Source organism: Pseudomonas sp. GW821-FHT01D09 (assembly GCF_059422465.1).
In genome coordinates this window covers 41,902-59,973 of sequence record NZ_JBWKWY010000015.1, presented here as the reverse complement: position 1 = coordinate 59,973, position 18,072 = coordinate 41,902, and the positions used below count along the sequence as shown (strand labels likewise).

Below are 18,072 nucleotides of genomic sequence, written 5' to 3'. Positions count from 1 at the left end.
GAAGGCTACTGACGGGCCAAGCGCAGGTTCTGGAACTGCACAGCCTCGGTGCTGCGATACGGGTTGATATCCAACCCGCCCCGTCGCACATACCGCGCATAAACCGTCAACTTCTCAGGCTTGAGCAACCGCTGCAGGTCGAGAAAGATCCGCTCCACGCACTGTTCATGAAAGTCCGAGTGCTGACGAAAGCTCACCAGGTAGGCCAACAGGCTCGCATGATCCAGGGCCGCGCCGCGGTACTCTACCGCCACGCTGCCCCAATCCGGCTGGCTGGTCACCGGGCAGTTGGATTTGAGCAGATGGCTGTGCACGCTCTCTTCCACCACGCGGGAATCATCGCAGCGCAGCAGTTCCGGGCGCGGGTGCTCGTAGTTGCTGACACTGATCTGCAGGTCATCAATGCACACGCCCGGCAGGCTGACCACACCCTCACCTTCCACCTCGGCCAGGCTGCGGATACGCACGCCCACTGGCTTGCCGGCCGCTGCGCTCAAGTCGGTACGCAAGGTGGCCTCAAGGCTTGGCCCATCGGCAAACGGCGTCTGGTTCAACGAATTGAGGTAGAGCTTGAAGGATTTCGACTCGATGATGTTCGGCGAATCGGCCGGGATGCTGAACTCACCGATGGCCACCACCGGCTTGCCGGACGGCAGCAGCCAGGACAGTTCAAAGCAGTTCCAGAAATCCACGCCCTTGTAAGGCAGCGTCTCGGCGCTCAGGCCCAGTTCGGCCCATTTGGCGGCGCGAGGGATGGGAAACAGCAATGAAGGGGTGTAGGTGGATATGTATTCACTGGACTTGCCCAGCGGCGAATGTTCGGCTGCGGGATGCATGGCGGAAACCTGGCTAAATAAACCCCGCCAGTCTACCAGCCTTTGCTCCCGCCTTTGAGCCTGAGGTTTACGGGTTGACGTTCAGCTTGCCAACCATCCCCGCCTGGTAATGCCCGGGGAGGTTGCAAGCGAACTCCAGGGCTCCAGCCTTGCTGAAGGTCCAGGTCAATTCGGCGGTCTTGCCCGGCTCCACCAGCATGCTGTTGGGATCGTCATGTTTCATGCCGCCCATGTCACCATGGCCCATCGCCGCGTGATCCATCTGGCCCATGCCGGTGGTGGTCAACATGCCGCTGGCCTGCATCTTGAGCATTTCCTTCTGGTGATCGGCATGCATGGCCGCGTCACCCAGGTTGAATTCATGCAGCAACTGGCCTTTGTTGACCAGTACAAAGCGCACCGTCTCACCGGCTTTTACATCCAGCGATGTAGGGGCAAAGGAAATATCCTGCAGCAGCACTTCTACAGTACGCGTGGCCTTGCTCGCCGGCGCAGCCTCACCAAAGGCAAAAGTGTGCGCGCCGTCGGCCAGCGCCGGGGCGCTCAGCGCCATCAGGCAACCCACCCACCACCAGGTTTTACGCAATAACATGTTCATTCTCCAAAGGTACGGGATCCGCTTGTGGGACACTCTAATAATGTGCCGCTGCCAGCCAGCTGACTGCTAGATTACAACTTTGTCAGATTGTCCCGGCCCTCCAAGGCACACGGTATAAAGCCAACCGTCACCCGCTGCCATGAGCTTGCCTATGAAACTGCTGATCGTCGAAGACCAACCCAAAACCGGCCAATACCTGCGCCAGGGCCTGGCCGAAGCCGGCTTCAACACCGAACTGGTGGCCGACGGCACCACCGGCCAGCACCTGGCGCTGACGGGCGACTATGACCTGCTGATCCTGGATGTGATGCTCCCGGGCCGCACCGGCTGGCAGATCCTGCAGGCAGTGCGCAGTGCCGGCCTGGAAATCCCGGTGCTGTTCCTGACCGCGCGGGATGCGGTCGAGGATCGGGTCCACGGCCTGGAGCTGGGGGCCGACGACTACCTGGTCAAGCCCTTCGCGTTCTCCGAGCTGCTGGCCCGGGTGCGCAGCCTGCTGCGCCGGGGCAGCAGCACTCCCCAGGACACCAGCCTACACCTGGCCGACCTGCGCCTGGACCTGATCCGTCGCCGTGTCGAGCGCGGCAATCAACGTATCGACCTCACCGCCAAGGAGTTCGCCCTGCTGGAAATGCTCCTGCGCCGCCAGGGCGAAGTGCTGCCCAAGTCACTGATTGCCTCCCAGGTCTGGGACATGAACTTCGACAGCGACACCAATATCATCGAAGTGGCCATTCGCCGCCTGCGCTTGAAGATCGATGATAGCTTTCCCAACAAGCTGATCCACACCGTGCGCGGCATGGGCTATGTGCTGGAGGAGCGGTTCAGTTGATCAAGCGCCTCTCCCTGGCCAGCCGCCTGGCCCTGTTGTTTGCCGGCTGCACCGCCGTAGTCTCGCTGCTGGCGGGTGTGTTGTTCAGCCAGGCCAGCGAGAAGCACTTCATCGAGCTGGACCAGCAATTGCTCGACAGCAAGCTGATGGCCCTGCGCAGTGCCCTGCAAGGCGCCGACACCCCCGCGTTGTTTGCCCAACGCCAAGCCGCGCTGGTGGGCGAACTGAGCCATCAACCCGACCTGTCGGTGCGCATCAACGCCGCCGATGGCCAGCGCTGGTTTGACAGCTCCCCGCGCATCCCCGCCAACCTGCCCACCGCGCCCGGCCTACATAGCCTGCAAAGCGACGGCACCCGCTATCGGACGTACAACGCACCATTGAACCCCACCCAGAGCGGCTCGGCGCAGTTGATCCTGATACTGGACATCACCCATCACCAACACTTCCTGCAAAGCATGCAACACCTGATCTGGCTGACGGTCGGCCTGTCCGCCCTGGCCACTGCGCTCCTGGGCGCCTGGGCCGCGCGCAGTGCCCTGCGCCCTCTCAGGCGGATGACCGAAGTGGCTGCCGGCATCCGTGCCCACTCCCTGACCCAGCGCCTGCCCCAGGAACAGATGCCCGCCGAACTGGAGGAACTGACCCTGGCCTTCAACGCCATGTTCAGCCGCCTGGACGATGCATTCCAACGGCTTTCGGCGTTCTCCGCCGATATCGCCCACGAACTGCGCACACCGTTATCCAACCTCCTGACCCAGACCCAGGTGATCCTCACTCAGCCCCGGCCGCTGGAGGATTACCGCGAAGCGCTGCACAGCAACCTGGAAGAGCTGCAATGGATGGCCCAACTGGTCAATGACATGCTGTACCTGGCCAAGGCCGACCACGGGCTGCTCAACCCCAGGCGCGAACCCCTGGCCCTGGCCGACGAGGTGGATGCCTTGCTGGAGTTCTTCGCGCCGTTGGCCGAGGACGCCCAGGTCAACCTGCTGCGCGACGGCCGCGCCAGGACCGCCGGCGACCGCAGCATGCTGCGCCGGGCGTTTTCCAACCTGCTGGACAATGCCGTGCGCTTTACGCCGCCTGGCGGTGAAGTGCGGGTGAGGATCAGCGAAAACGCCCAGGGCGTGAAACTGAGCGTGGAAAATACCGGGACCGGGATTCCCCAGGGGTTGCTGCCCAAGCTGTTTGACCGGTTCTACCGCGCGGACCCGGCACGCCATGAAGGCAGCAGTGAGCATGCAGGGCTGGGGCTGGCGATTACCCAGTCAATTGTGCAGGCGCACGGGGGGAGGATTTTCTGTGAGTCACAGCCGGGGTGGACGCGGTTTGTGATTGAGTTGCCAAAAGGGGTTTGAGGCAATCTGGGCGGGCCTCATCGCGGGCAAGCCCGCTCCCACATTTGACTGGATTCACACATCCAAATGTGGGAGCTGGCTTGCCTGCGATAGCGATCTGAAGACCTACGAATATCTCAGGGCATGCGCCGGCTCGATCTTCGCCGCCCGATACGCCGGGTAGATCGTCGCCAAAAAGCTCAACACAAACCCTGCACTGCAAATCAGCAACACATCGCCACCTTGCAGCTCCGACGGCAGGTTGCTGACAAAATACACATCCGAACTGAAGATATGCTGCCCGGTTACCCGCTCCATCCAGCCCACCAGCGCGCTGACGTTCAGCGCGGCAATCACCCCCAGCACGCCGCCAATCAGGGTGCCGACGATACCGATCACCGTGCCCTGGACCATGAAGATCGCCATGATCTGCCGTGGCGTGGCGCCGATGGTGCGCAGGATCGCGATGTCCGCGCCCTTGTCGTTCACCACCATGATCAGCGTGGCGATGATATTAAAGGCCGCGACGGCGACAATCATCAGCAGCAACAGGCCGATCATGGTCTTTTCCATCTTCATCGCGCTGAACAGGCTGCCCTGGGTGTGAGTCCAGTCATCGGCCTTATAGGCCGCGCCCAGGCTGGCGGCAATGTCCGCCGAAACCTTGGGCGCCGCATACAGGTCCTTGACCGCCAGGCGCACGCTTTGCACCTGGTTGGGCTGCCAACGCAGCATTTGCGCGGCATCGGCAACATGGATCAAGGCCATCGAGCCATCCAGCTCGGCACCGACCTTGAACACCCCCACCACGTTCAAACGCTGCATACGCGGGGTAATGCCGCCGGGAGCCGTGCTGATTTCCGGGACGATCAAGGTCAGCTTGTCCCCCACATTCAGGCGGAAACGGCGCGCGGTGATTTCCCCGATCACCACGCCGAACTCACCCGGCTGCAGGTCTGCCAGGTTCCCCTGGACGATATGCTGGGTGACGATGGACACCTTGCCTTCCTGGGCCGGGTCGATCCCGCTGATCTGGATCGGCTGCATCGAGCCCTTATAGGACAGCATGCCCTCCATCTCGGTGAACGGCACGGCGGCGGTCACTTCGGGATTTTTCAGGGCGGCGGCGGCCACGGGCTGCCAGTCGCTGATCGGGTTGACGCCGACGATGGTGGCGTGCGGCACCATGCCCAGAATGCGTGAACTCATTTCCCGCTGGAAACCGTTCATCACCGACAACACCACGATCATCGCCAGCACGCCCAGGGCGAGGCCGATCATCGAGGTCATCGAGATAAACGAGACAAAACGGTTACGGCGCTTGGCGCGGGTATAGCGCGAGCCGATAAAAATCGATAACGGTCTGAACATTCGCTTGCACCGCCTGAAAAAATAGAAAACCCAGGCACAGGCGCCCGGGCTTGAAACAGGTCAGATGGCGACCAGATGACCTTCCTGCAGGTGCAACACGCGGTCCATCTGCCGGGCCATGCTCATGTCATGGGTCACCACCAGGAACGCGGTGCGCATCTGGGTGCTCAGCTCCAGCATCAAGTCCTTGATGCCCTGGGCGGTGTGGGAGTCGAGGTTGCCGGTCGGCTCGTCGAGCATCACCAGGCCCGGGTTGTTGACCAGGGCACGGGCAATCGCCACACGCTGGCGCTCGCCGCCGGACAATTCTGCCGGCTTGTGCTCCAGGCGATGGCCAAGGCCGACACGCTCCAGCAGGGCAGTGGCACGCTGGCGCGCCTCTGGGATCGCGGTCTTGCCGATCAGCAACGGCATACATACGTTTTCCAGGGCGGTGAACTCTGGCAGCAAGTGGTGGAACTGGTACACAAAGCCCAGGGAGCGATTGCGCAACTGGCCACGGGCCTTCTCGTTCAATGCCGAGAGTTCTTCACCGGCCAGCCACACGCTGCCGTGGGACGGCGTATCAAGGCCGCCCAACAGGTTGAGCAAGGTACTTTTGCCGGAGCCGGAACTGCCGACGATCGCCACGCGCTCGCCCGGGTGCAGCTCCAGTTGCAGGTTGGACAGCACCACCACCGATTCCGGGCCTTCCTCGTAGGATTTGCCCAGGTTGCGGCAGCTCAGGATTGCTTTTTCACTCATGCCCGATTCACTCATAACGTAAAGCCTGCGCCGGCTGGGTACGTGCCGCGCGCCAGGCTGGATACAGGGTGGCAAGGAAACTCAGGACCAACGCGGCGCCGCCGACCATCAGCACATCCTGGCTCTGCACCTGGGATGGCAAATAGTCGATGAAGTAGACGTCGGCGTTGAGAAACTTGTGGCCGATCAGGGTTTCGACGCCGGCGATGGCGGCACTGACGTTCAGCGCGGCAAAAATCCCCACCGCCGTACCGATCAAGGTGCCGACCACGCCAATCACCGTGCCCTGGACCATGAAGATCGCCATGATCTGCCCCGGCGTGGCGCCCAGGGTGCGCAGAATGGCGATATCGCCCTTCTTGTCGTTCACCACCATCACCAGGGTGGAGATGATGTTGAACGCGGCCACGGCGACAATCAGCAGCAGCAGCAGGCCGATCATGGCCTTTTCCATGCGGATCGCCTGGTACAGGTTGCCGTGGGTCCGGGTCCAGTCGCGGGCGTAATACTCGCTTTCCCCCAACTGCTGGGCGATTTCCCAGGCGCCGCGCGGTGCGTCGAACAAGTCGTTGAACTTCAGGCGCAGGCCCTGTACCTGGTCCGGCTTCCAGCGATGCAGGCGGGCCAGGTCGGTGAGGTTGGTCAGGCCGAGGAAGCCGTCGATCTCGCCGGCGCCAACATGAAAGATGCCGACTACGGTAAAGCGCTTCATGCGCGGGAACATGCCGGCCGGGGTCACCGTGACCTCCGGGGCGACGAAGGTCAGCTTGTCGCCAATACCCACGCCCAGCTTGGCCGCCGCGCGGTCGCCAATCACGATGCCGAAGCTGCCAGGCGACAGGGCATCGAGCTGGCCCTGCTGCATGAACTGATCAATGATCGAGACTTTGCGCTCCTGCGCCGGGTCGATGGCGTTGAGCAGGACTTTCTGCACCTTGCCATCATTGGTCAGCAGGCCCTGCATCTGGGTAAACGGCGCGACGGCCAGCACCTTGGGGTTCTGCTTGACCTTGTCGGCCAGGCTTTGCCAGTCACCCAGGGGCTCGCCGGACTCGATGGTCGCATGGGGCACCATGCCCAGCACGCGGGTGCGCATCTCATGATCGAAGCCATTCATCACCGATAGCACCACGATCATCACGACAACGCCCAGGGCGAGTCCGATCATGGAGGTCAGGGAAATGAACGACACAAAATGATTGCGACGCTTTGCACGGGTATAACGCGTGCCGATAAATACGAAGAGAGGTCTGAACATGTCGGGGCTTGTTCGGAGGAAAAGAAGACGTCCCGGTGGCGGGGTCTGGTAAGCAGCTTTACACTCAGACCATTACCGTTACCTGGGGTTCGCCATGACGACATTAGATGAAGAAGATCGCCGCGAATACTACCGTATCGACGACATGATCGCACTCCAAATCAAAAGCCTGTCTGCCCCGCAAGCGGCGAGCAAGGAAGTGTTGCTGGATGATTCCCCACTGTTCAACCTGCTCAGTGAACTGCACCTGAGCGAATTCGAGTCCCAGCACCTGCTGCGCCAGCTCGGCGAGCGCGACCGCACCCTCGTCGCCTTCCTCAAGGTGCAGAACAAACGCATGGATCTGCTCAGCCAGGTCATGGCGCAAAGCCTGCTGGGCGAGATCGGTGCGCCGCAGCCAGTGATCATCTCCGAAGGCGGTATCGACTTCCAGCACCCCACGGCGCTCACGCCCGGCAGCCACCTGGCGGTCAAGCTGGTGCTGCTGCCCCAGGCGCTGGGCCTGTTGCTGCGGGCCAAGGTTACCCATTGCGATCCGAAGGGCGATGGGTTTGACGTGGGCACCGAATTTGAATCCATGACTGACGCCCAGCGCCAGCTGCTAGCGCGCTATATTTTGCAAAAACAGGCCCAGGAACGGCGCCTGGCCCGGGAACAAAGCGACGGCCAAGACACCTGATTTGATATTTATCCCGCCATACACCTGGCGCAAAGGAGCATCTGTGACCCTGATTTATGGCCATCGCGGCGCTAAAGGCGAAGCACCGGAAAACACCCTGACCAGCTTCCAGCAATGCCTCAAGCACGGCGTGCGCCGTTGCGAGCTGGACTTGCACCTGTCCATGGACGGCGAGTTGATGGTGATCCACGACCCGACTTTGAAGCGCACCGCCGACCGGCGCGGAAAGGTGGTGGAATACGTCGCCGCCGACCTGGTGAAAATGGACGCGCGCAAGGGCGGCCCGGGCTGGGTCAGCCCCTGCCCGATCCCGCGCCTGGAAGAACTGTTTGAACACTGCGACTTTGACCACTGGCAACTGGAAGTCAAGAGCGCCTCGCGCACCCGCGCCGCGACCACCGTGCTGGCGATCCGCGAAATGGCCCAGCGCTTTGGCCTGCTGGACAAGGTCACCGTGACCTCAAGCTCGCGGGAAGTGTTGAAAGCCGCCCTGGAGCTGACGCCGGACCTGTCCCGTGGCCTGGTGGCCGAATACGCCTGGCTCGACCCACTGAAGGTCGCGCAGAACTATGGCTGTGGGTATTTGGCGTTGAACTGGACGTTGTGCACCCCTGAGCGACTGGAAAAAGCCCAGCGCCAGGGCTTGCACGTGTCCGTGTGGACCGTCAACGAACCTGCGCTGATGCGTAGGCTCGCCGACTTCGGCGTAGATAGCCTGATTACAGACTTTCCCGGTTTGGCCACTGCCACTCTCGGGAATTACTGAAATCGGTCTCCCCGGCCGGCTCAGGCCACCGGCCGGAGCCGCTCAAAAAAGCCGGTTGAGGCCATCGTAGGCCGCTACCCGATAGGCTTCGGCCATGGTCGGGTAGTTGAACGTGGTGTTCACAAAGTACTTGAGGGTATTTTGCTCGCCCGGCTGGTTCATGATCGCCTGGCCGATATGCACGATCTCCGAGGCCTGGTAGCCGAAGCAATGCACGCCGAGTACTTCCAGGGTCTCGCGGTGGAACAGGATCTTCAGCATGCCTTGCGGCTCGCCGGCGATCTGCGCACGCGCCATGCTCTTGAAGAACGCCTTGCCCACTTCATAAGGCACCTTGGCCTTGGTCAGCTCGTGCTCGTTCTTGCCGATGGAGCTGATCTCGGGAATGGTGTAGATCCCGGTCGGCACATCGTTGACGTAGCGCCAGCTGCCGTTGTCGACAATGCTGCCGGCGGCCGAACGGCCCTGGTCGTGGGCGGCACTGGCCAGGCTCGGCCAACCGATCACATCACCGGCGCCATAGATATTGGTGACGCAGGTGCGGTAGTTCTCATCCACCTCGATCTGGCCACGGCTGTTGACCTTGACCCCAATGTTTTCCATGCCCAGCTTGTCGGTGTTGCCGGTACGGCCGTTGCACCAGAGCAAGGCGTCGGCCTTGATCTTCTTGCCGGACTTGAGGTGCAGGATCACGCCGTTGTCCAGGCCTTCAACGCGGTCGTATTCCTCGTTGTGGCGCACGGTGATGTTGTGGTTGCTGAAGTGATAGCTCAACGCCTGGGAAATTTCCGAGTCGAGGAAGCTCAGCAACTGGTCGCGGTTATCCACCAGCTCCACCAGCACGCCCAGGCCACTGAAGATCGAGGCGTATTCACAGCCGATCACGCCGGCGCCGTAGATGATCAGTTTGCGTGGGGTGTGGCCCAGGCTGAGGATGGTGTCGCTATCGTAGATACGCGGGTGGTGGAAATCGATATCGGCCGGGCGATACGGGCGCGAGCCAGTGGCGATGATGATGTGCTTGGCCACCAGTTTCTCGACCACGCCATTGGCGCAGACCACTTCGACGGTTTGCTCGTCGGCAAAGCTGCCGGTGCCGAAGAACAGGTCGACGCGGTTACGGGCGTAGTAGCCGGTACGCGAGGCGACCTGCTTGGAAATGACTTTCTCGGCGCTTTTCAGCACATCCGGGAACGAGAACCAGCGCGGCTCACCAATGGCCCGGAACATCGGGTTGGTGTTGAACTGCATGATCTGGCGCACCGAGTGACGCAAGGCCTTGGACGGGATGGTGCCCAGGTGGGTGCAGTTACCGCCGACCTGACGACGGCTATCGACCATCGCCACCTTGCGTCCTGCTTTGGCGGCATTCATCGCCGCACCTTCTCCAGCTGGGCCGGAACCCAGTACCACCACGTCGTAGTTGTAGACAGCCATGCGTACTCCTCAGAACAGGCCAGGACGCACGGTTGGGCGCCTGGCTAAATCATGCCGCGGCCAGCGGTCATGAAGGATCAAATAGGCTCAGGTGTGTGAGCCGGGGCACAGTCTATATAAGGCTCAACGCCGCGCACATTAACCCTTGGTCGCGTCGTAGGCCAGTTTTGCCTTTACTACACAGTATTGATCACGGCTTGAGCACCGTCAGTTGTTCAAACGCTTTGTTGCTGCGTGTGACGAAAGCATCCCCCTCACGCATCACAAAAAATGCCGCGATCTGGTGTTTTTCTGCATAGTCCCAGCCCTCGTCGGGCCCCAGCACCAAGAGCAACGTCGACAAGCCATCGGCCATCAGCGCCGAAGGCTCCAGCACCGTGACCGATGCCAGGTGATGGGTAATCGGTGCGCCGGTCCGGGCATCAAGGGTGTGAGAATAGCGGCGACCATCCTGCTGGAAATAATTGCGATAGTCACCTGAAGTAGACACGCCAAAGCCGTCCACCGCGATAATCCGCTCGGCTACCTGCTGGTCATCCCGCGGTTCTTCCAGGGCCACACGCCAGGGCGTACCGTCAGGTTTGCGCCCGGCAGCCTTGAGCTCGCCGGTCACTTCGACCAGGTAGCGGTGGATGCCCGACTGCCCAAGCCGCTCGGCAATCCGGTCCACCGTGTAGCCGGCGGCAATACTGTTGAAGTCCACTTGCACCGCCGCATCCTTGCACAACTGGTGACCGTCGATACGCAAGTGCTGATGGCCGACGTGCTGGCGCGCCAGGGCCAGCGTCATGGGATCCGGGACTTTTACCTGCCGCGCCTGGGGGCCGAAGCCCCACAGGTTGAGCAGTGGCTCGACGGTCAGGTCAAAAGCCCCGCCACTGGCCTGGGACAATTGTTCGCCGGTGCGCACCAACTGCAGGATCGGCTCGGGCATCGGCTGGCAGCTGTTGGCCGGCAAGTCATTGAAGCGCTCGATATCGGAATCGCTGCGATAGGTCGACATCTGCCGGTCGACCTCGGCAAGCAGGCTCTCGACCTGCGGCTGCACCTCACTGGCTGCCGGCGTGCCGGGGGTGCGGACATATTTGATTGAATAAGTGCTGCCCATGGTCGGGCCGCCAAACGCCTCCAGGGACTCCGCTTTACCGCAGCCCGCCAGGATCGCCAGCGCACTCCCCAGCACAGTGCCTAGCACCGCGTACCGCAAACCGTTCATAAGCCACACAACCTTATTGCTGCTGAAATCTGAATGAAGCCGCACTCAAGCATATTTCCGGGGCGGGCCATTATGCGGCATGTCGTCGCCTGGCGAGGGTTGGCGTGGAGCAACTAGCCAGCTTGCTAACGGTTTTTGTTGCTCGCCAAGACAGATACACATATGGTTACAAAACTCTTCGGCGCCCGCTCGCGCCCAGACCTTGCAGCAAGGATGAACGACGACCAGGGATTTCCAACAAGATAGCCAGTTGAGTAAATGACATGGCCAGCACCACGGGCAAAGGCAAGGCGATCTTTCGCGTTGTCAGCGGTAACTTCCTCGAAATGTTCGACTTCATGGTCTACGGCTTCTACGCCACGGCCATTGCCAAGACCTTCTTCCCTACCGACAGCGCCTTTGCGTCCCTGATGTTGTCCCTGGCCACCTTCGGTGCCGGGTTCCTGATGCGCCCGCTGGGGGCGATCTTCCTCGGCGCCTACATCGACCGCCATGGCCGTAAAAAAGGCCTGGTGATCACCCTGGCCATGATGGCCGCCGGCACCGTGTTGATCGCCTGCGTGCCCGGCTATGCCACCCTTGGGGTGGCCGCACCGCTGATCGTGCTGTTTGGCCGGTTGCTGCAAGGCTTCTCGGCGGGTGTCGAACTGGGCGGGGTCTCGGTATACCTGGCGGAAATCGCCACGCCGGGGCGCAAGGGCTTTTTCGTCAGCTGGCAGTCCGCCAGCCAACAAGCTGCGGTGGTGTTCGCCGGCCTGCTGGGGGTAGGCCTGAACCACTGGCTAAGCCCCGAGGAAATGGGCGAATGGGGCTGGCGCGTGCCGTTCCTGATCGGCTGCCTGATCGTGCCGGTGATCTTCGTGATTCGCCGCTCCCTGGAGGAAACCCCGGAATTCCAGGCGCGCAAGCATCGCCCTACCCTGCAGGAAATCATCCGCTCCATTGGCCAGAACTTTGGCATCGTCCTGGCGGGCATGGCGCTGGTGGTGATGACCACCGTATCGTTCTACCTGATCACCGCCTATACCCCGACCTTCGGCAAAGCCGAGTTGCACCTGTCGGACCTGGATGCGCTATTGGTCACCGTGTGCGTGGGCATTTCCAACTTTATCTGGCTGCCGGTGATGGGGGCGGTGTCCGACAAGATCGGCCGTAAACCCTTGCTGCTCGGTGCGACGATTCTGGCGATTCTCACGGCATACCCGGCGTTGTCGTGGCTGGTGGTCAATCCGAGTTTCAGCCACCTGCTGATCGTGCTGTTGTGGCTGTCCTTCCTGTATGGCTCATATAACGGCGCCATGGTGGTAGCCCTGACCGAGATCATGCCGGTGGAAGTCCGCACCACCGGTTTCTCCCTGGCCTACAGCCTGGCGACCGCAACCTTTGGCGGCTTTACCCCGGCCGCCTGCACCTACCTGATCCATGTGCTGGATAACAAGGCCGCGCCGGGGATCTGGCTCAGTGGGGCGGCGGTGCTGGGGTTGATTGCGACCTTGGTGCTGTTCAAGGGTAATCGGCATGAACTGCGCACTGCACAGGCTTCGGTAGTCGGTGGAGCCTGATAGATCGCTATCGCGGCGATGCGGCGGCCCGACAAGCCCACTCCCACATTTGAATGTATTCGCAAATCAAACTGTGGGAGCGGGCTTGCCCGCGATGAGGCCTTCAAACCCAACACAAAATCCCCAGACACAAAAAAGCCCCGAACCAGCCGGGGCTTTTTCATCTACCGCTAATGCTTAGCGCGGAAACGCAGGCGGGTTGACCCCAGCCATGTCTTCCATCACGCGCACCACCTGGCAGCTGTAACCGAACTCGTTGTCGTACCAGACGTACAGTACAACGCGGTTATCCTGGGTGATGGTCGCTTCAGCATCGACCACACCGGCGTGGCGCGAGCCAACGAAGTCGGTGGAGACCACTTCCTGGGAGTTGACGAAGTCGATTTGCTTATGCAGATCGGAGTGCAGCGCCATGTAGCGCAGGTACTCGTTCATCTCTTCACGGGTAGCGGCTTTCTCAAGGTTGAGGTTGAGAATGGCCATCGACACGTTCGGCGTGGGTACACGGATCGCGTTACCGGTCAGCTTGCCGGCCAGCTCAGGCAGGGCCTTGGCAGCAGCGGTGGCCGCACCGGTCTCGGTGATCACCATGTTCAGCGCGGCGCTACGGCCACGGCGATCGCCCTTGTGGAAGTTGTCGATCAGGTTCTGGTCGTTGGTGTACGAGTGAACGGTCTCGACGTGGCCGTTGATGATGCCGAACTTGTCATTCACCGCCTTGAGCACCGGCACGATGGCGTTGGTGGTGCAGGAAGCGGCAGACACGATCTTGTCGTCAGCGGTGATTTCGTTGTGGTTGATGCCGTGAACGATGTTCTTCAGCTTGCCTTTACCAGGCGCAGTCAACACCACGCGGTCGATCCCCGGGCAGGCCAGGTGCTGGCCCAGGCCGTCGGCATCGCGCCAGACGCCGGTGTTGTCCACCAGCAAGGCGTTCTGGATGCCGTACTGGGTGTAATCCACCTCGGTCGGGCTCTTCGCGTAGATCACCTGGATCAGGTTACCGTTGGCGGTGATGGTGTTGTTTTCTTCGTCGATGGTGATGGTGCCATTGAACGAACCGTGTACCGAGTCGCGGCGCAAGAGGCTGGCGCGCTTGGTCAGATCATTCTCGGCGCCTTTGCGCACGACAATAGCCCGCAGGCGCAGGCCGTCGCCACCGCCGGTCTTTTCGATCAGGATGCGTGCCAGCAGGCGGCCGATACGACCGAAGCCGTACAACACCACGTCGGTGCCTTTACGGGATGCGGCGTTTTGCTGGCCAACCACGTCGGCCAGTTCTTCACGCACGAACTGCTCGGCGCTGCGGCCATTGCCTTGGGCGCGGAATTTGAACGCCAACTTGCCCAGGTCTACCGAGGCCGCGCCGAGCTTGAGCTCGCTCATGGCTTTAAGCAGAGGGAATGTTTCGTGGACGGAGAGTTCGCTATCGTCGGCAGAACGATGGCGAGCAAAGCGATGAGCCTTGAGAATCGCGATGACTGATTGGTTGATCAGGCTGCGGCCATAGATCGAGCTCACCACATTGTTATTGCGGTACAGCTGACCGATAAGCGGGATCATCGCTTCTGCGAGTGCTTCACGGTCGATCCATTCACCAAGACACTGGTCGGGCTTCTGAGTCACGGGAACCTTCCACATGTAGGGGCTGAAAAAAGGGGCTACATTATGCCGCCAGGCCGCCCCCTGAGCAATGCGCGTCACGCAACAAAAGCCCTTGCACATAATTTTTGCCGCGGCGCAGCCCAGTAAATACGCGGCTTCCAGCGCACCCCTTGGGGAAAGGCCCTGGCGACTTATCCGTAACCCTCCGAAACATATGTACATTTTTGCACTACATACCGAGTCAAAACCGCGCATTGTTTGTCTTAGCCACTACATTTCCTACAAACCGTATTAGGCACAGTCAGCAACTGACAGGCGGCACTCCAGGCCGTTACAATTACCGACTTTGTCGCAACGCTGGAGCTCAACCTTCCGTGCCCGTCCTGCGTCTACCGCTACTCCCTGCCGAGGCAGGTAAACAGCATTGGGGCAATTTGCCCGGTGCCGCCCTGAGCCTGGCCATTGCCGAGGCTGCCAGTGCAGCCAAGCGCTTTACCCTGCTATTGACCGCCGACAGCCAAAGCGCCGAGCGGCTGGAGCAGGAGCTGAGCTTCTTCGCCCCCGATTTGCCGGTGCTGCATTTCCCGGACTGGGAAACCCTGCCCTACGACTTGTTCTCGCCGCACCAGGACATCATCTCCCAACGCATCGCCAGCCTGTACCGCTTGCCGGAACTGGCCCACGGCGTGCTGGTGGTGCCGATCACCACGGCCCTGCACCGCCTGGCGCCGACCAAGTTCCTGCTGGGCAGCAGCCTGGTGCTGGATATCGGCCAGAAGCTCGACGTGGAGCAAATGCGCACGCGCCTGGAAGCCAGCGGCTACCGCTGCGTCGATACGGTGTACGAGCATGGTGAGTTCGCCGTGCGCGGCGCGCTGATCGACCTGTTCCCGATGGGCAGCAAACTGCCCTACCGCATCGACCTGTTCGATGACGAAATCGAGACCCTGCGCACCTTCGACCCGGAAAACCAGCGCTCCATCGACAAGGTGCAGTCGATCAAACTGCTGCCGGCCCGGGAGTTCCCTCTGCAAAAAGACGCGGTCACGCGCTTCAAGGCGCGCTTTCGCGAACGTTTTGACGTGGACTTCCGCCGCTGCCCGATCTTCCAGGACTTGAGCAGCGGGATTACCCCCGCCGGTATCGAGTACTACCTGCCACTGTTCTTCGACGAAACCTCGACCCTGTTCGACTACCTGCCCCAGGACACCCAGGTGTTCTCGTTGCCGGGCATCGAGCAGGCAGCGGAAAACTTCTGGAACGACGTACGCAACCGCTATGAAGAGCGCCGCGTCGATCCATCCCGGCCGTTATTGCCGCCTGCCGAGCTGTTCCTGCCGGTAGAAGACTGCTTCGCCCGCCTCAAGAACTGGCCGCGCGTGGTTGCCAGCCAGCAAGATGTGGAAGCCGGCGTCGGTCGCGAACGCTTCCCGGCCCAGACCCTGCCGAACCTGGCCATCGAGGCCAAGGCCAGCCAGCCGCTGCAAGCGTTGTCCGACTTCCTCGGCGACTTCCCCGGTCGCGTGCTGTTTACCGCCGAATCCGCCGGGCGCCGCGAAGTGCTGCTGGAGTTGCTGGAACGCCTGAAGCTGCGGCCAAAAACCGTCGACAGCTGGCCGGACTTCGTGGCTGGCAAGGATCGCCTGGCGATCACCATTGCCCCGCTCAACGAAGGCCTGCAACTGGATGATCCGGCCCTGGCGCTGATTGCCGAGAGCCCGCTGTTCGGCCAACGCGTGATGCAACGCAGGCGCCGGGAAAAACGCGCCGATGCCAACAACGACGCGGTGATCAAGAACCTCACCGAACTGCGCGAAGGCGCGCCGGTGGTGCATATCGACCACGGTGTGGGGCGCTACCTGGGCCTGCAGACCCTGGAGATCGACAACCAGGCCGCCGAATTCCTCACCATGGAATACGCCGAGGGCGCCAAGCTCTACGTGCCGGTGGCCAACCTGCACCTGATCGCCCGCTACACCGGCAGCGACGACGCCCTGGCGCCGTTGCACCGCCTGGGCTCCGAGACCTGGCAGAAAGCCAAGCGCAAGGCCGCCGAACAGGTGCGCGACGTGGCCGCCGAACTGCTGGACATCTATGCCCGCCGCGCAGCCCGCGAAGGGTATGCGTTCGCCGACCCGAAGGCCGACTACGCCACCTTCAGCGCCGGCTTCGCCTTTGAAGAAACCCCGGACCAGCAAACCACCATCGACGCCGTGCGCGCCGATATGCTTGCGCCCAAGCCCATGGACCGCCTGGTGTGTGGCGATGTGGGCTTCGGCAAGACCGAAGTGGCGATGCGCGCCGCGTTTATCGCGGTGCATGGCGGCCGCCAGGTGGCAATCCTGGTGCCGACCACCCTGCTCGCCCAGCAGCACTACAACAGCTTTCGCGACCGCTTCGCCGATTGGCCGGTGACCGTGGAGGTAATGAGCCGCTTCAAGTCGGCCAAGGAAGTCAACGCAGCCGTCGCCGACTTGGCCGAAGGCAAGATCGATATCGTGATCGGTACGCACAAGCTGCTGTCGGACGATGTGAAGATCAAGAACCTGGGCCTGGTGATCATCGACGAAGAGCACCGCTTTGGCGTGCGCCAAAAGGAGCAACTCAAGGCCCTGCGTAGCGAGGTCGATATCCTGACCCTGACCGCCACGCCGATCCCGCGCACGCTGAACATGGCGGTGTCGGGCATGCGCGACCTGTCGATCATCGCCACGCCGCCGGCGCGACGCTTGTCGGTGCGCACCTTCGTCATGGAGCAGAACAAAAGCACGATCAAGGAAGCCCTGTTGCGCGAATTGCTGCGCGGCGGCCAAGTCTACTACCTGCACAACGATGTGAAAACCATCGAGAAATGCGCCGCCGACCTCGCCGAACTGGTGCCGGAAGCGCGGATCGGCATCGGCCACGGGCAGATGCGCGAGCGCGAACTCGAACAGGTGATGAGCGACTTCTACCACAAGCGCTTCAACGTGCTGATCGCCTCGACCATCATCGAGACCGGCATCGACGTGCCGAGCGCCAACACCATTATCATCGAGCGCGCCGACAAATTCGGCCTGGCGCAACTGCACCAGTTGCGTGGCCGGGTCGGCCGCAGTCACCACCAGGCCTATGCCTACCTGCTAACGCCACCGCGCCAGCAAATTACCGGCGATGCCGAAAAGCGCCTGGAAGCCATCGCCAACACCCAGGACCTGGGCGCGGGCTTTGTGCTGGCCACCAACGACCTGGAAATCCGTGGCGCCGGCGAACTGCTGGGCGACGGCCAGAGCGGGCAGATCCAGGCCGTGGGCTTTACCCTGTATATGGAGATGCTGGAGCGTGCGGTGAAGGCCATCCGCAAAGGCGAGCAACCGAACCTGGACCAACCCCTGGGCGGCGGCCCGGAAATCAACCTGCGCCTGCCGGCGTTGATTCCCGAGGACTATCTGCCGGATGTGCATGCCCGGCTGATCCTGTACAAGCGCATCGCCTCGGCCACCGACGAAGAAGGCCTCAAGGACCTGCAAGTGGAGATGATCGACCGCTTCGGCCTGCTGCCGGAACCGACCAAGAACCTGGTGCGCCTGACCCTGCTCAAGTTGCAGGCCGAGCAATTGGGCATCAAGAAGGTCGATGCCGGCCCCCAGGGCGGGCGTATCGAGTTTGAAGCACAGACGCCGGTGGACCCGTTGGTGCTGATCAAGTTGATCCAGGGCCAGCCCAACCGTTACAAATTCGAAGGTGCCACGCTGTTCAAGTTCATGGTGCCGATGGAACGTGCCGAAGAACGCTTTAATACATTGGAGGCGCTGTTTGAGCGCCTTATCCCGAAATCTGCTTGAAGGA

Annotated in this window: 14 protein-coding genes; 6 read left to right on the top strand and 8 right to left on the bottom strand. The window is 61.7% G+C overall.

All coding sequences use genetic code 11. The features are described 5' to 3' along the window. Positions 1 to 5: 5 nt before the first annotated feature. On the bottom strand, positions 6 to 836 hold the full coding sequence (queF, locus tag AC07W7_RS15215) for an NADPH-dependent 7-cyano-7-deazaguanine reductase QueF (RefSeq protein ID WP_495039617.1): 831 nt from the start codon (positions 834 to 836) through the stop codon (positions 6 to 8). 67 nt (positions 837 to 903) lie between these two features. Then, the gene (gene copI / locus AC07W7_RS15210; RefSeq protein WP_236309778.1) at positions 904 to 1,428 is read right to left on the bottom strand and encodes a copper-resistant cuproprotein CopI; all 525 of its coding nucleotides are present in this window, start codon (positions 1,426 to 1,428) and stop codon (positions 904 to 906) included. Between the two features lie 157 nt (positions 1,429 to 1,585). Between copI and AC07W7_RS15205 the strand changes: the two genes are divergently transcribed. Both AC07W7_RS15205 and AC07W7_RS15200 read left to right on the top strand, forming a co-directional pair. Further along, a complete protein-coding gene (locus AC07W7_RS15205; protein WP_099170783.1) occupies positions 1,586 to 2,266 on the top strand; it encodes a heavy metal response regulator transcription factor in 681 nt (226 codons plus the stop codon). Next, positions 2,263 to 3,627 (top strand): heavy metal sensor histidine kinase, encoded by a 1,365-nt coding sequence (locus AC07W7_RS15200; protein ID WP_076961284.1) that lies wholly within the window; start codon positions 2,263 to 2,265, stop codon positions 3,625 to 3,627. The genes AC07W7_RS15205 and AC07W7_RS15200 overlap by 4 nt, the downstream gene beginning before the upstream one ends. A gap of 105 nt (positions 3,628 to 3,732) precedes the next feature. Here the strand turns inward: AC07W7_RS15200 and AC07W7_RS15195 are convergent, their stop codons facing one another. From AC07W7_RS15195 to AC07W7_RS15185, 3 genes are read right to left on the bottom strand one after another with little or no spacing between them, the layout of a single operon-like run. After that, a complete protein-coding gene (locus AC07W7_RS15195; protein ID WP_495039616.1) occupies positions 3,733 to 4,977 on the bottom strand; it encodes a lipoprotein-releasing ABC transporter permease subunit in 1,245 nt (414 codons plus the stop codon). A gap of 60 nt (positions 4,978 to 5,037) precedes the next feature. After that, positions 5,038 to 5,721, bottom strand: a complete 684-nt coding sequence (gene lolD / locus AC07W7_RS15190) for a lipoprotein-releasing ABC transporter ATP-binding protein LolD (RefSeq protein WP_162843709.1) — start codon at positions 5,719 to 5,721, stop codon at positions 5,038 to 5,040. A 7-nt stretch (positions 5,722 to 5,728) separates the two neighbouring features. After that, a complete protein-coding gene (locus AC07W7_RS15185; protein WP_076961281.1) occupies positions 5,729 to 6,979 on the bottom strand; it encodes a lipoprotein-releasing ABC transporter permease subunit in 1,251 nt (416 codons plus the stop codon). A gap of 94 nt (positions 6,980 to 7,073) precedes the next feature. Here AC07W7_RS15185 and AC07W7_RS15180 point away from each other — a divergent pair, with 94 nt between their 5' ends. Both AC07W7_RS15180 and AC07W7_RS15175 read left to right on the top strand, forming a co-directional pair. Continuing rightward, on the top strand, positions 7,074 to 7,658 hold the full coding sequence (locus AC07W7_RS15180) for a PilZ domain-containing protein (protein ID WP_076961280.1): 585 nt from the start codon (positions 7,074 to 7,076) through the stop codon (positions 7,656 to 7,658). A gap of 43 nt (positions 7,659 to 7,701) precedes the next feature. Continuing rightward, positions 7,702 to 8,424, top strand: a complete 723-nt coding sequence (locus AC07W7_RS15175; RefSeq protein ID WP_076961279.1) for a glycerophosphodiester phosphodiesterase — start codon at positions 7,702 to 7,704, stop codon at positions 8,422 to 8,424. 42 nt (positions 8,425 to 8,466) lie between these two features. Here the strand turns inward: AC07W7_RS15175 and sthA are convergent, their stop codons facing one another. Together sthA and AC07W7_RS15165 are read right to left on the bottom strand one after the other, a co-directional pair. After that, positions 8,467 to 9,861: a Si-specific NAD(P)(+) transhydrogenase gene (gene sthA, locus AC07W7_RS15170; protein ID WP_495039615.1), complete on the bottom strand. Its 1,395-nt coding sequence runs from the start codon at positions 9,859 to 9,861 to the stop codon at positions 8,467 to 8,469. Positions 9,862 to 10,051: 190 nt separating this feature from the next. Next, the gene (locus AC07W7_RS15165) at positions 10,052 to 11,077 is read right to left on the bottom strand and encodes an FAD:protein FMN transferase (protein WP_495039614.1); all 1,026 of its coding nucleotides are present in this window, start codon (positions 11,075 to 11,077) and stop codon (positions 10,052 to 10,054) included. A gap of 263 nt (positions 11,078 to 11,340) precedes the next feature. On the opposite strand from AC07W7_RS15165, the gene AC07W7_RS15160 reads away from it, so the two are divergent. Continuing rightward, entirely contained in the window at positions 11,341 to 12,639 is a 1,299-nt protein-coding gene (locus AC07W7_RS15160; protein ID WP_495039613.1) for an MFS transporter, read from the top strand. A 177-nt stretch (positions 12,640 to 12,816) separates the two neighbouring features. Here AC07W7_RS15160 and AC07W7_RS15155 read toward each other — a convergent pair whose 3' ends face one another. Next, positions 12,817 to 14,280 carry a glyceraldehyde-3-phosphate dehydrogenase gene (locus AC07W7_RS15155; protein ID WP_495039612.1) on the bottom strand — a complete coding sequence of 488 codons (1,464 nt, stop codon included), beginning with the start codon at positions 14,278 to 14,280 and terminating at the stop codon, positions 12,817 to 12,819. A 338-nt stretch (positions 14,281 to 14,618) separates the two neighbouring features. On the opposite strand from AC07W7_RS15155, the gene mfd reads away from it, so the two are divergent. Then, a complete protein-coding gene (gene mfd, locus AC07W7_RS15150; RefSeq protein ID WP_169864814.1) occupies positions 14,619 to 18,068 on the top strand; it encodes a transcription-repair coupling factor in 3,450 nt (1,149 codons plus the stop codon). Positions 18,069 to 18,072 lie beyond the last annotated feature (4 nt).